The sequence below is a fragment of the Pseudomonas sp. SJZ131 genome (genome assembly GCF_007828705.1).
GTDB lineage: Bacteria > Pseudomonadota > Gammaproteobacteria > Pseudomonadales > Pseudomonadaceae > Aquipseudomonas > Aquipseudomonas prosekii.
This window is the reverse complement of the sequence record NZ_VIVC01000001.1, coordinates 1,056,774-1,070,247: the sequence shown is the minus strand read 5'-3', so window position 1 is coordinate 1,070,247 and position 13,474 is coordinate 1,056,774. Positions and strand designations below refer to the sequence as shown.

Here is a 13,474-nt window from a genome sequence, read left to right as displayed (position 1 = left end):
TCGCGGCGCGGTCGGGATCAGCCGAAATAGCGCGCGACCACCGCGCGATAGCTGCCGTCCAGCGAATACCCGCCGACGACGATTCGCCCATCGTCCTGCACCGCGAGCGAGGTTGCCGTGTCGAGGCTGCGCCCAAGACGCGTCCTCACCCAACCCATGCCCGTGGCAAAACTGCGATCCAGCAACCCGCTCGGGAAATAGCGCGCGAGGATAAAGTCCGCTTCGACGCCGCCAATCGTTGCGCCGACCGCCACCACGCGGCCATCCGCTTGCGCCTGCGCGGCGGTCCATTGGCTGCCGCTGTGGCCGATTTCCAGGCGCTGCGCTTGGCCCTCGTTGCAATGCTGGTCCGGGCGACCGTTGCTGTGGAGCTTGAGCGACAGGCAATGCATCGGATCGCGGCCGCTGCCGAAACAGTGCAAGTCGCCATTGTCGTGTTGAATAATTTGACTGATTTGCGCGCCACGGCCGCGAGATTTGAAGGTCATGAAACCATCGACGGCGAAGCTTTCATCCAGTCGCCCGTCGGCGTAATAGCGCGCGAGCAAGCCTTCTTCGGGGAAATTGATCGAACCGCCAGCGAGGATCCGCCCGTCGCGCTGCACCGTCAGGCTGCCGAGCCAGGTATTCATCAACAAATGCCTGACCACGACAAAACCACGTCCGTTGAATTGGTCGTCGAGGCTGCCGTCGGCATTCAAGCGGATCAGCAGCCCGACGTGATCGGCGAGTTCGAAATGATGATTGGCCAGCAGCAGGATTCGCCCATCATCCTGCACGTGGACAGCACAGGCTTCGGCGCCCGGCACGCCGGGCGGCAACCAGTCGTCACGCATGCCCAGCGACAGGTTGCCGGGCAAGCGCACGACCAATCGGCCGTTGTCGCCAAACTCGCGAACTGGTTGGCCATGGGCGTCGAACAACGCCAACGCCGGCAGGCTGCGGTGCGCGTTTTCGTAGTGCAAACCGGACAATAGAATCGAGCCGCAGGGCAGGACGTACACCTTGCTGGCCATGGCTTCGCAGCCCAAGGCAAATTGGCCGACCAGACTGCCGAGATTGCCGAAGGTCAAGTCGGCCGAACCATCTTCCAGCAATCGCGCCAGGCCAAAACGGCTGCCGCCAGTGGTGCCGACTTTGGCCGCGACCAGTAACCGGCCACGCGCGTCGATGGCAATGCCGTTGGCCATGCTCGACAAACTGCCGGCGAAATACACCAGGGCTTTGCCGTGGGCGGCGAACGTATGATCGAGATGTCCGGCTTCATTAATAACGGCGGGGCGGGCAACAGCTGTTTGGGTGAGCATGCACGCATCTCCTTTCAGTTCCCTCTACCCGGGCGCCGGGAGGGCAACTTTCGCGTGCGAAACATTCAATCCCTGAACAGCCAAACACACAACGGTGATAACTAACCAACGGAGGGTCGTTATGTGCCAGAACAGTGTCTTTTTGAACCAGTGAAAAGCGTGCCAAGTATTAACCAATCGCAGCCTCGGCAGTTGCTGCACAAGGCTGCGATCTTTGCATGTTTAATCAGTGCGGCATGGACCACGATTGCAGGGTATAACCATCTTCGCTCAGCGCGGCGCGGGCCTGTTCCAGCAAGTGTTCAAGTTGCACTGGGTCGGAATAGGCGCTGCTTGGAATCTGCGCGTGGCTGATGCGCGTATTAGTGCGGTCGATGATGCTCAGGCTGAGTTCGCCGTTGCCTTCTTGTGGCGCCCAGGCCACGCATTGAAATGGCTTGAACGCGCGGTCGGCAATCAAAAGAGCTTCGTTGATACGGAGCGGGGCGGTCATGGGATCTTCTCTCTCTATGCCCAATCAAGTGATCCGCCGTCGGTTGGGCTTACCGTTCGGCTGGTTACTTGTACTGATGCACGCACCGTGGGGTCAGGTCACACTCGAAGCAAAGAAAATTCAACTTTCTTTCATACTCTTTCTGCTCAGGGCTACTTGCGGTGGAAAGTGAAAGCTCGGCGAAAGCGGTTAAGTCGTTAGGCAACTAACAAACTCCCTTCTTATAACTAATTAGTTAACACTCCTATAGTCAAACGATTTAAGGCCCTGTCAATTTCTTGCTAATGTTACAGCCAGGTCCGCCAAACGACTGTTTTTAATAATATTTCCTTTAATTTGGCGCCAAGGAACAGTCATGATCGAAGCGCCTGCCTTAAGACGTCTATTAGTGGTTGATCCTTGTGACGATTGCCATCGTCTTTTACCCGGTTTGCGCTCAGTTGGGTGGGATGTCGATAGCTGTACGCTGGAAAACGCCGCCGCGCGAAGTTGCGATGTCGGCCTGTTGCGATTGCAGCCTTATCATCTGGACCGTCCCGACGCCGTCAAGGAACTGATCAGCCGCAGCGGCACTGAATGGATCGCCGTACTTAATCAGGAAGTTCTGCGTTTGCAGAACGTCGGGGACTTTGTCTGCGAGTGGTTTTTTGATTTTCACACCTTGCCGTTCGACGTCTCGCGGGTGCAGGTCACTCTTGGGCGCGCGTTCGGCATGGCACGTTTGCGCGGGCAGGGCACGATCCACGTCAACCAGCCGGAACATGAATTGCTCGGTGACAGCAAACCGATTCGCGAACTGCGCAAGTTGCTGAGCAAATTGGCCCCGACTGAATCACCGGTGTTGATCCGCGGCGAAAGTGGCACCGGCAAAGAGTTGGTTGCGCGCACGCTGCACCGTCAGTCCCAGCGCCACAACCGGCCCTTCGTGGCGATCAATTGCGGGGCGATTCCCGAACACCTGATTCAATCCGAACTGTTTGGCCACGAAAAAGGCGCCTTTACCGGCGCCCATCAACGTAAGGTCGGGCGGATCGAAGCGGCGAACGGTGGCACGTTGTTCCTCGATGAAATCGGCGATTTGCCGCTGGAATTGCAAGCCAATCTGCTGCGTTTTCTCCAGGAAAAACACATCGAACGCGTCGGCGGCAGTCAGCCGATTCCGGTAGATGTGCGGGTATTGGCGGCAACTCACGTCGACCTCGAAGCAGCAATCGAGAAGAAACGCTTTCGCGAAGATCTGTATTACCGCCTGAACGTCCTGCAAGTCGTCACCGCGCCACTGCGTGAACGGCACGGCGATCTGTCGATGCTGGCCAATCACTTTTCACATTTCTACAGCCATGAAACCGGGCGACGGCCGCGCAGCTTCAGTGAAGACGCACTGATTGCCATGGGCAAACACGACTGGCCCGGCAACGTGCGCGAGTTGGCCAACCGGGTGCGGCGTGGTTTGGTATTGGCTGAAGGGCGGCAGATCGAGGCCCGCGACTTGGGGCTGATGAGCCAGCAAAGTATCGCTGCGCCGATGGGCACGCTGGAAGACTACAAAACCCGCGCCGAGCGCCAGGCGTTATGCGATGTGTTAAACCGTCACAGCGACAACTTGAGTGTTGCGGCAAGAGTACTGGGAGTGTCGCGGCCGACGTTCTACCGGTTGTTGCACAAACATCAGATTCGCTGACTTTTCAAACTTCAAAAAAAAGCCCCGCATCGCTGCGGGGCTTTTTCGTTAGTGCACTTAGAAGTAGTACGGAAACTTCAGGCTGAACTGGAAGTCCGGCGCATCGTCGGTCATGCCGATCGACAAGTTAGGCACGATCGTCAAGTTATCGGTTGCCGCAATGGTCATGCCGACGTTGAAGTAACCGGCGTTGGCATCGCTGGAGACCACCGATTGCCAGTCGCCGCCGTCCTGCTTGAGTTTGCTTTTCTTCTGGATCAGGTCAGACACCGAAAACGACATACTCATCTTCTCGTTCAAGGCAAATGCAACGCCCGCGCCGATCTGGAAGCTGTCGCCAATCCGCACTTTGCCCGGTGTTTTCTGATTGACCGTGGAACTGATGTCGTCGAACGATTCCTCAAGGTTATGCGTGTAGGAGAGGGTGCCGAACAGCACTGCCGGATCAAAGGTTTTAACCAGCGAGATGCCCGGGGTAATCGACCAGACGCCGTTACCGGTCGGCAAGTCGTCAGGCACGAACAAGTTGGTGTTGCCTTGCGCCTGACGCAACTTGATCCCGAACGGGTCTTTGCCGGTCGGCGCCTTGACCCGCAAGGTAACTACGGCGTCCGGCGTGTTGACCGATTCGTCGAGGAACTTGTAGGCCACCCCGAAGTTGACGTCGCCCAAGGTCGGATTCTTGGTCACCGTTTCTTCGCTGGTAACCCCGGCGGCACCTTCGTTGGCGCCACCGGACTGGTAAGTCGACTCGCGATAAACCACTGGCGCGTTAATGTCGAACTGCCAACGGTTGTTGAAGTTGTAGCGACCGGTGAGGTCGAGTGTCCAGGTGTCAGCCTTGATGCGGTCGAGGTTGATGTTGCCCAGGAAGATCGAATCCAGCGCCAGGAATCCGTTAAGGATAAGTTGGCGAGTGTCGTAGCGGGCGTAAGTAACCCCGGTTTCAAAGCTGAACTTGCCGCCACCGAAGAAGCCGCTGGCTTCGTCATACAAGTTGGACACACTCTGCGCCGGTTGCGAATCGTCGGCCAGCGATTGCCCGTAGGATGGGCCGCCGCCCCCAGCGGCGCCTCCCGATGCAGCAGCGGCGCCGGTTCCGGTAGCGACGCGCTGATTGCCTTTCATGTCGGCCGGGGACTTGGCCAAGCGTTTGGGTTGTGGTGTCGCCGGTTGATCTTCGACCTGACGAACTCTTTGTTCGAGTACCGCTAATGCTTTTTGTTGTACTTCGTATCGTTGCTTCAGCTCCAGAAGTTCCTGTTTCAAGGCCTCAATGTCGGGGTCGGTCGCTGCCTGCACCATGACCGCCGGGAAAAGAGTGCTCAAACAAATAACTGCACGCAGTGATACTGATCGATACATGAAATAAGCCGTCCCTTTAAGCCCAATGATCGAGACTCAGCGTAGTTCAATATCCTAGGCTGCGTAGTCCTTTGAGTTGCGTCAGATTGCAATCCAGAGCACCCAGGCTCGCGCCGTTATTGTTAAGTACGACGTTGAGTTGGGTCATGTTGTTGACCGTGTTGCTACTGCCCAGTAACCGGGTGTTTTGCAACAGGCCGCCCTGGGCAATTTGCTGCAGCGCGGTGCCCTGATTGCCGCTGGCCTGGATCGCCATTTGTACGCCACTGGCGTTCGCCGACACCGACACATTGCCAGCGGCATTGCTGCTGGAAATAGTCTGCCCGCTCACCAGCGCCTGCCCTTGCGGGGCTGCTACCGGTGGCGGCGCGCTGGCCTCGGTGACGTTGATCGCAACGTCGTTGTAGGCGGTGTTGCTGTCGCCGGCGGCGCGTACGCTTTGCGTTACGCCTTGGCTGGTGGCCAGGCCCGCGCCACCGATCACATTGCCGGTGCCCACGGCGGGCACCGAGGCGGCGCTGTTACCCGCATTGGCGCCGGCGCCCACTTCCTGAATGGTTGATACATAGAATTCGGGTTTTACCGTGGCTGCCTGGATCTGCATGGCGGTCGATGCGCCGATCAAGTCCCCGCTGGCGTTGCGCCAGGTACTGTTCATGACAATGCCGAAACTGATAATCCGCCCCGGCATGACATACCGACCACGCAGCTCGGCAAGCTCCTGGTCCTGTATTTCGATGGGTTTAAAACCGTTGGCGTAGCCGGATGCGCTCGCCGCCAGGCACGCGGCAGCCAGCCAGTATGAGGTTTTCATTTGCTGCTCCCGGAGCATCCTGCCCCAAATCATCATTTGGCGATTAAAAGAAGTCGCTCTGTATGAAACCAAAATCCATCAATTCAGCATCTTTGACCGGGTTGAAGTTATCCAGCTGGTTCTTCGCGGTGAGCGGCGCGGGTGGGTCACGCAAAGCATTGGCTTTGTCGTAACCGGGGCCGACGATGGCGAAGACGATGCCGTTCCAACCTTTGACAAAGTCGTCATGGGAGTAGCGCTTGTGACCCAACACCGGGTCGCCGATGTAAACGTGTTTCTTGTCGGCACGCTGCATCACCACGAAGTGCTTGTAGCCGCGAACTTCCATCAGTACCACCACCGGGATCGTTACAGCGTCGAGTTTCTCCGGCGGGATCTTGTAGCCACGGGCGCGCATGCCGATGCTTTCTATGTAGCGCTTCATGTCCAGCATGGAAAACCCCTGGGTACGAACAAGGGTCTGGTCAGCGTTGACCAACATGCCTTTGATGATGTGCTCCTCATCGACGTCCAGCCAATAAGCCTGGCGTAACACCGTCGCCAGTGCGGCAGCGCCACAACTGAAGTCGGTTTTCTGTTCGACGATGTCGCTGAACTTGCGCTCACGCACACTCTGCACTTGCTTGTAGACGAGGTTGCCGCCAGGCAGGGCGGCAATCGGCATCTGAGCGGCCTGGGTCAGGCCAGACAGGCAGATAAGTGCGAACAGGGCTGTTCTACGCATGATCGATACGCCTTTGCGGACTGTGGAAAAGCCCCGTTGCCGGGGCTTTCGGTTCGATCGCGATTACAGGCAGGCTCTGCAACCTGCGGCGATGGACAGCGAGTTGCTTTGTTGGTTGCCAACACCCGAGGACACGTTGGCTCCGCCGTTGCCGGAGAAGTTGTTCATCGAGTTCTGCATGATGGAAGTGTTGGTTACAGGGTCTTTCCAGCCATCTGGAGTCAGCACTTGCGAAGTGGTTACACCGGCCAGACCGAATACGCCTACCGCTACGAAGTCGGAAGTCGAATTGCCGTTGCCGCCGTTGCCGCCACCATGGCCGCCACGGTTGTTGTTGCCCCAACCGCCGCCATTACCGTTGTTGCCTTCGGTAGTTGCAGTGCCCGAAGCGACGAACCCGCCGCCAGCGGCGAAGGTGCTGGACAGGGTATCGGTGCGGGTGTTTTCCACGGCGTTGTTATCAACAGTCAGGCCTGAAGTGCTTTGGTTGGCTGCAGCAGCGGCTGCGGCTACACGACCACCCGAAACAGCGATTGCCAAGTTGTTTTTCTGTTGGTTGAAGTTGCCGGCCGTAACGTTGATCCCGATGTTGCCGGAACCGTTGTTGCCTGCGTTGGTGAGCAAGGCCTGGTTGACGTTGGAGTAGTTGGCAACGGTGTTGCCGGTGTTGGCCTGGGTCGCGCTGGAAGCAGCAACGGCCGAACCGAAGATGAAGCTTTCGTCAGCAGTGGCCAGGGCCGCGGCGTTGTCTTGTTGGTTGCCGTCACCCGATGCCACGTTGGCACCCATGTTGCCGTTGGAGCCATTGAGCGAGTCGGCGGCAGCGGCGTTATTCAGCGTGCCCTGGTTGGTTACGGAGTTGCCGTCGTTGTCCTGGGCATCCAGCACGGTGGCCCCGGCACCGGCGGAGATGGACAGGATTTGATCCAGGGTTGGGCCTTGAGGCTGATTGTTGCCATGCCCGTTGCCGTGCCCATTACCGTGACCATTGTCACGACCGCCTGCTTGAGCGGCGATTGCCATCACTGCGGCGAGCGCGAAAACCAGTGGTTTGAGAGCCGTTGTTGGTTTCATGGTGTTTCTCCGTGCTTATTAGTTGGTTAAGTGTTGGTACTTTCTAATCGCACTGCGGTTTGGGTCAGTCAGCGACCCGGATGCTCAGGGTGTTAGCCATTCGGTTCCCCACCCCGGCGCTCTGGTTCACCTGGATTACCCCTCGGCTGCCGGTGAAGGCCTGGTCGCTGGTAACGACCTGGCGACTGCCGGTTGGGGCCCCAGTTGCTCCTGAGTCTGGTAACAACGCCACGTTCTGTTGCGAGAGGACGCTGTCGTCGATGCTTTGCGGGTTAGCACTGATGCTCACGCGCATCGCATTGGCCATCTGATTGTTGGCCCCGGCGCTCTGGTTGACGCCGAGCACACCGTTGCCATTGCTGAATGAACTGCCGCCGATGGTCGCCGTCGCGTTCATCGCCGGGTTGGCGCCGGCGTCGAGGCCTTGGCGCACAGTGGTGGTCGCCGAGGCGTTGCTGCCAATGGCGATAGCGCGGGTGTTGGTCTGTTGCTGCTGGTCGCCGGCCGCCTGGTTGACGTTGAAGTTGCCTTTGTACTGAGTGCCGGAATCCTGAATGTTGGCGTTGTTGACCACCGGCACATTGGAATCGGCCATGGCACTTGCACTGGCGAGCAGGGTGAGGAAAATCAGCGAACGATTCATCTCACTGGCCTCCCGCCATGCGGGTCAGCGGGGCGAGGCCGGACGTCATCGCGCGGTTGATCGTGCCCGAGATCGCGCCGCCGCTGCCGCCACCGTGGCCGGCGCTCATGCCGGGCAAACCGTTGGGGTTTGTCACCACGTTCATGCCGGGGACGCCGGAACCGTTCTGGGAAATGATGTTGTTGCTGATCGACGAACCGCTGGCGATGCTGGCAAAGTCGCCGTCGCTCAATTCGGCACTGCCGATGGTTTGCACCACGCGTTCCGAAGGGTTGGCATTCACGGTTGTGGGGTAGGGGTCTTTGCCGCCATTGCGGCCGATGGCAATGGGTTGAACGTCACGTTGCAGCACAATGACGCCGTTGCCTTCTGCCTGAACGTTGAAACTGAGCACCGAGCTGGCAGCGCATCCGATCAACAGGCCGGTCAAGCCTTTATTGAATGTCCCCACGACGGCAATTCCTTCTTTTAGTGGCTGGCCCTGGTCAGCGTTGTGGAGGAAAGAGCGAAAGCTGTGCCGCTTTTCGTTTGTTGTTGAATTTCAGTGGGTTAGCTTTGGCGAGGACGGAGAAGTAATTCGCACTGTTTCAGCGCTGAGACAGCGTTCAGCCGCTGAAACACACTGGATTGATCAAGAAGCTCTAGATCAACGCTTACCGGCGGGGTGTTTCAGGCGTTTAACAACTGCGATGACAGGAAGATGAAGGGCTTTGTTTCGGGGTTTTTCAGGAGCGGGCTGTTTCAGGAATGGACACTTTTCCCCCAGAACAGGGGAAATAGATGGGGCAAACGCCCCGGTTCATGGGTCAGGAGGCCAGCAGACGAGTCACCGCTTCGACGGCCAGATCGCGGCGCTCGGCCCAGTTTCCGCGAAGGATTTGAAAGGGTTGTCGATGCTGTTCGAGCCATCCGTGGATCGCATCGAAGAATGCCCGGCGCTCGTCCAGCGACGGTTGGCAACGCTGACCATCGTCCGTCCAGTCGACCTGTTCCGGCGACAGCAGCAAGTGCAAATCGTAATGGCGGCTGAGCAATTGCGCCTCGATCCACGCCGGGCAAGCGCCGAACAAGGTCTGGCTCCAGAGGATATTGCTCAGCAGGTGCGTGTCGAGAATCAACAGCCGCGGCTGCGCAGCGCGGGCCTGATCTTCCCATTGCAACTGGCCTCGGGCGATCTCTGGAATGTCGGCGAGGCAGGTGTCGCGCGGGTTTTCCTCGATGAAGCGGCGCACGTATTCGTCCACCAGAACACCGCCGAAGCGTGCTTTCAACTCGGCAGCCAGCCAGCTCTTGCCGCTGGATTCGGGGCCGGTGAGCACCAGCACTTTCATGCGCGCAACGCCGGATCGGCGCGCCATTCACGCCAGCCTTGCACGGCGATCACGGTGAACAAGGCATAGAGCGCGGCGGTCAGGTACAGGCCTTTATAGATGAACAGGCCGACGAAAATCGTGTCGAGGGCGACCCACAACGGCCAGCATTGCAGGCGTTTCTGCGCCATCCACATTTGCGCGACGAGGCTGAAACCAGTCAGCGCAGCGTCGAGCCACGGTTGCGCGGCATCGGTCCAGTACGCCATCGAGGCGCCGAGCAACAGGCTGCCAACCGCGCCGACGGCCAACCCGAGCGCCACCGAGCGGTTATCCAGTTGAGTCACTTGGCGGCCATTGTGCGTGGCGCCGGCGCGGGTCCATTGCCACCAGCCGTAGAGTTGCAGCGCGGCGTAGACCACCTGCAGCAGCATGTCCGAATACAGCTTGACCTCAAAAAACACCCAGCTATAAAGCAGCACCATCACCAGCCCGATCGGCCAGCACCAAGGGTTCTGTTTGACCGTCAACCAAACGGCAATCACGCCGAGGACGGCAGCAAACAGTTCAAGCCCGGACATGGTGGTTCCTATGAGGGGAAGTCGCAGAGGGAGCGGATTGTACCCAGATTGTCCGGCCAGGGCTCGCCCGAAGCTTGCAGACACAAACCCAAACCTTGTAGGAGCGAGCCTGCTCGCGATGGCGGTCTGTCAGCCAACATCACTGCTGATGATCGATCGCCATCGCGAGCGGGCTCACTCCTACAGGTCAGACGCGAAACTGGTTAAGCAGGGCGTTCAGTTGTTCGCTGAGTTCTTTCAGGTGCACACTCGCCAGGCTCGATTGCTCCGCCGCCAGCGCGGTGCTGTGCGACAGCCCGGCTGCCTGCGTCACGTTCTGATTGATGTCTTCCACCACATGCGCCTGTTGCAGCGTGGCGCTGGCAATCGATGCATTCAGCCCATTGAGATTGCGCAACGCCTGGCCAATCGCGCTCAGACTCGCACCAGCCAGACCGGCCTGTTCGATGGTCAATTGCGAGGCGCGGCTGCTGTCGCCGATCACTTTGACCGCAGCTTCCGAATGATTTTGCAGGCGCTCGATCATCGACTGGATTTCCGCCGTCGACTTCTGCGTCCGCTGCGCGAGCAAGCGCACCTCATCGGCGACCACCGCGAACCCACGTCCTTGCTCGCCAGCGCGCGCCGCTTCAATCGCTGCGTTGAGCGCGAGCAAATTGGTCTGTTCGGCAATCGAGCGAATCACCTCCAGCACACTGCCGATCTGGTTGCTTTCGGCGGCCAGCGTGCGGATTACTTCGACCGCTTGATCGATGGTTCCGGAGAGCTTGTCGATCTGTTGCAAACTGCCATCGATATTGACCTGGCCCTGCTGCGCCTGCGACTCGGCGTCACGCATTTCGCTGGCGGCGTGCTCGGCGTTTTTCGCCACATCCTGCACGCCGTAAGTCACTTCATTAATCGCCGTGGCCACCAGTTCCATCTGCTGCGACTGCTGCTGACTGCGTTGCTGCGCCTGCGCCGCATCGTTGCCGAGGTCGCTGGAGGATTGGCCCAAGGCACTCGCCGAAACCTGCAACTGACTGACCACCCGCCGCAACTTGGCGGTGAAGGCGTTGAAGTGGTGCGCCAGTTGCGTGACTTCGTCGTTGCCGTGGGTGTCGAGGCTGCGCGTCAGGTCGCTTTCGCCGCTGGCAATGTTGGCCATCGCGTTCACGGTTTCCTGCAACGGACGGACGATGCTGCGGGCAATCATGATCACCAGCAATGCCATGATCAGCGCAATCGCCAGACCGATAAACGAGGCTTTCCAGACCTGACCGTAGAACTCGGCTTGCATGTCGTCGATGTACACGCCCGAACCGATCACCCAGCCCCAGGGCTCGAAGAGTTTGACGTAGGAGGTTTTTTCCACCGGCGCACTGGCGCCCGGTTTCGGCCAGCGATAATCGACCATGCCGGCGCCCTTGGACTTGGCGATGGCGACCATCTCGTTGAACACCGCGAAGCCATCGGGATCGCGAATCGCCGAGAGGTTCTGCCCTTCAAGTTTCGGATTGGCCGGGTGCATGACCATCACCGGCACCAGATCGTTGATCCAGAAGTAATCGTTCTGGTCATAACGCAAGCCGCGCACCACCGTCAGCGCCTGTTTCTGCGCGGCGTCGCGGGTGAGCGTGCCGGCCGTTTCGAGGTCGTGGTAGTAATTCAGAATGCCACTGGCGGTCTGCACCACGTGCTGGGTTTTCTGCGCCTTGGCGTGGTAAAGGTCGGCGTGAATCTGCTTGAGCATCAATGCGCCCAAGGTCAGTAACATCACGATGGCCACAATCAAAATGAGCCACAAGCGTCGGCTGATCGACACACTGCGCAAGCTGTTCATAACGCTGTCACTCCAAATTCTTATTCTTGTCATCAATGATCGCCAGCATCGGCGGCGCTATCCATGCGACACAAGTCCAATTACGCAGCGGCGTTAATCGGGCATCTCTGATAGGATTTCGGCCTCGCGCGAGAAAACCTGAATTCAAGTTGATTTTTCACGGAATTTTTACCGTTTCGTGTGGATTCTGTGCGCGCGCAATGACGCTCATCGCAGTGAACGCTTAAAAAATATTAACGGGGCATGCCTGGCGCATCGCTTCTTGGGGGATTGATGGATCTTTGGACGGCCTTTCAGGCACTGATTCTTGGAGTTGTAGAGGGGCTGACGGAGTTTTTGCCCATTTCCAGTACCGGGCACCAGATTATCGTCGCGGACTTGCTCAACTTCGGTGGCGAGCGCGCCATCGCTTTCAACATCATTATTCAGTTAGGCGCGATTCTGGCGGTGGTTTGGGAGTTTCGCCGGAAGATTCTCGACGTCGTCACCGGTTTGAAAAGTGAGCCAAGTGCGCGGCGTTTCACCGCCAATCTGCTGATCGCCTTCATGCCCGCCGTGGTGCTGGGCGTGCTGTTCTCCGATTTGATCCACGAATACCTGTTTAACCCGATTACCGTTGCGGCGGCGTTGGTGGTTGGCGGGATTGTGATGTTGTGGGCCGAGAAGCGTGAGCATGCAGTGCACGCCGAAACTGTCGATGACATCACTTGGCAGGACGCGTTGAAGGTCGGTTTCGCGCAATGTCTGGCGATGATCCCGGGCACTTCGCGTTCCGGCTCGACGATCATTGGCGGTCTGCTGTTTGGCCTGTCGCGCAAAACCGCGACTGAGTTTTCGTTCTTCCTGGCGATGCCGACCATGGTCGCGGCGGCGGTGTATTCCGGGTTCAAGTATCGGCACCTGTTTGTGCCGTCGGACCTGCCGGTGTTCGCGCTCGGCTTCGTCACTGCGTTTATCTTCGCGATGATTGCGGTCAAGGCCTTGCTCAAGTTCATCGCCAACCACAGCTACGCGGCGTTTGCCTGGTACCGAATTGCGTTTGGTCTGGTGATTCTCGCGACGTGGCAGTTCGGCTGGGTCGATTGGGCTGCCGCAACGCCATGAGTGAAACAGGTGCGCGGCGTGAATCAGCACGCAAGCCTGGCGGCGCGGTTCAGCGTCCACGCTTGAAATTGCTGGTGTTCGCCATTCTGTGCGCACTGCCGCTGTACGGCTCGCTGGTCTTGTGGCTGCGCGCCGCTTCGGTGATCCCGCTGGCCGCATATGGCGTGGTCAGCGTGGTGGCGTTTTTCCTGTACTGGAGCGACAAACGCAAGGCGCGCGCCGACACTTGGCGCACCCCGGAGAATGTCCTTCACGCGGTGGAACTGGCCGGTGGCTGGCCGGGCGCATTGCTCGCCCAGCAAATGTTCCGGCACAAGACGCGCAAAGTCTCGTTTCAACTGGTGTTCTGGCTGATCGTGCTGGCGCATCAGGTGTTCTGGATCGATCAGCTGTTCCTCGGCGCCAACCTGCTGGCGTTTTCCTGACCCCCCCGTTGCCAAACCCACCCGGCCCCTTGTAGCAGCTGGCGCAGCCTGCGTTCGGCTGCGCAGCAGTCGCGAAATCAGACGACGCGGTGTGTCAGGAGTACGGAGTGCTCAGGTTTGACGACTGCTGC

The 13,474-nt window shown here is 58.8% G+C and carries 13 protein-coding genes and 2 pseudogenes; 3 read left to right on the top strand and 12 right to left on the bottom strand.

The genetic code is table 11. The features are described 5' to 3' along the window. Nucleotides 1–17: 17 nt before the first annotated feature. A complete protein-coding gene (locus FBY12_RS04550) occupies nt 18–1,307 on the bottom strand; it encodes a hypothetical protein (protein WP_145251519.1) in 1,290 nt (429 codons plus the stop codon). A gap of 226 nt (nt 1,308–1,533) precedes the next feature. Continuing rightward, entirely contained in the window at nt 1,534–1,800 is a 267-nt protein-coding gene (locus tag FBY12_RS04545; protein WP_121730868.1) for a hypothetical protein, read from the bottom strand. 355 nt (nt 1,801–2,155) lie between these two features. Here FBY12_RS04545 and FBY12_RS04540 point away from each other — a divergent pair, with 355 nt between their 5' ends. Next, nucleotides 2,156–3,481 (top strand): sigma-54 dependent transcriptional regulator, encoded by a 1,326-nt coding sequence (locus FBY12_RS04540; protein ID WP_092280905.1) that lies wholly within the window; start codon nt 2,156–2,158, stop codon nt 3,479–3,481. Between the two features lie 57 nt (nt 3,482–3,538). Here FBY12_RS04540 and FBY12_RS04535 read toward each other — a convergent pair whose 3' ends face one another. The 10 genes and pseudogenes from FBY12_RS04535 to FBY12_RS28100 all read right to left on the bottom strand — a co-directional run. Beyond that, nucleotides 3,539–4,846, bottom strand: a complete 1,308-nt coding sequence (locus FBY12_RS04535; RefSeq protein ID WP_145251517.1) for a transporter — start codon at nt 4,844–4,846, stop codon at nt 3,539–3,541. A 46-nt stretch (nt 4,847–4,892) separates the two neighbouring features. After that, nucleotides 4,893–5,660 (bottom strand): hypothetical protein, encoded by a 768-nt coding sequence (locus tag FBY12_RS04530; protein WP_145251515.1) that lies wholly within the window; start codon nt 5,658–5,660, stop codon nt 4,893–4,895. 43 nt (nt 5,661–5,703) lie between these two features. After that, nucleotides 5,704–6,384 carry a C39 family peptidase gene (locus tag FBY12_RS04525; protein WP_121730865.1) on the bottom strand — a complete coding sequence of 227 codons (681 nt, stop codon included), beginning with the start codon at nt 6,382–6,384 and terminating at the stop codon, nt 5,704–5,706. Nucleotides 6,385–6,447: 63 nt separating this feature from the next. Next, on the bottom strand, nt 6,448–7,458 hold the full coding sequence (locus FBY12_RS04520; protein WP_121730864.1) for a heme utilization protein: 1,011 nt from the start codon (nt 7,456–7,458) through the stop codon (nt 6,448–6,450). A 64-nt stretch (nt 7,459–7,522) separates the two neighbouring features. Continuing rightward, a complete protein-coding gene (locus FBY12_RS04515; RefSeq protein WP_145251512.1) occupies nt 7,523–8,101 on the bottom strand; it encodes an adhesin in 579 nt (192 codons plus the stop codon). Between the two features lies 1 nt (nt 8,102). After that, entirely contained in the window at nt 8,103–8,552 is a 450-nt protein-coding gene (locus FBY12_RS04510) for a hypothetical protein (RefSeq protein ID WP_092280917.1), read from the bottom strand. Nucleotides 8,553–8,907: 355 nt separating this feature from the next. Then, a complete protein-coding gene (locus tag FBY12_RS04505; protein ID WP_145252316.1) occupies nt 8,908–9,432 on the bottom strand; it encodes an AAA family ATPase in 525 nt (174 codons plus the stop codon). After that, entirely contained in the window at nt 9,429–9,992 is a 564-nt protein-coding gene (gene pnuC, locus FBY12_RS04500) for a nicotinamide riboside transporter PnuC (protein WP_145251511.1), read from the bottom strand. The genes FBY12_RS04505 and pnuC overlap by 4 nt, the downstream gene beginning before the upstream one ends. A 187-nt stretch (nt 9,993–10,179) precedes the next feature. Beyond that, nucleotides 10,180–10,767: pseudogene (locus tag FBY12_RS28105) on the bottom strand (methyl-accepting chemotaxis protein); the annotation flags it as partial. 270 nt (nt 10,768–11,037) lie between these two features. Then, nucleotides 11,038–11,724, bottom strand: a pseudogene (locus FBY12_RS28100) (cache domain-containing protein); the annotation flags it as partial. A gap of 363 nt (nt 11,725–12,087) precedes the next feature. Between FBY12_RS28100 and FBY12_RS04490 the strand changes: the two are divergent. Both FBY12_RS04490 and FBY12_RS04485 read left to right on the top strand, forming a co-directional pair. Further along, complete coding sequence (locus tag FBY12_RS04490) at nt 12,088–12,918, top strand: undecaprenyl-diphosphate phosphatase (RefSeq protein ID WP_121730859.1); 831 nt, start codon at nt 12,088–12,090, stop codon at nt 12,916–12,918. Continuing rightward, the gene (locus tag FBY12_RS04485; protein ID WP_145251509.1) at nt 12,915–13,343 is read left to right on the top strand and encodes a DUF1294 domain-containing protein; all 429 of its coding nucleotides are present in this window, start codon (nt 12,915–12,917) and stop codon (nt 13,341–13,343) included. Before FBY12_RS04490 ends, FBY12_RS04485 begins: the two co-directional genes overlap by 4 nt. Nucleotides 13,344–13,474 lie beyond the last annotated feature (131 nt).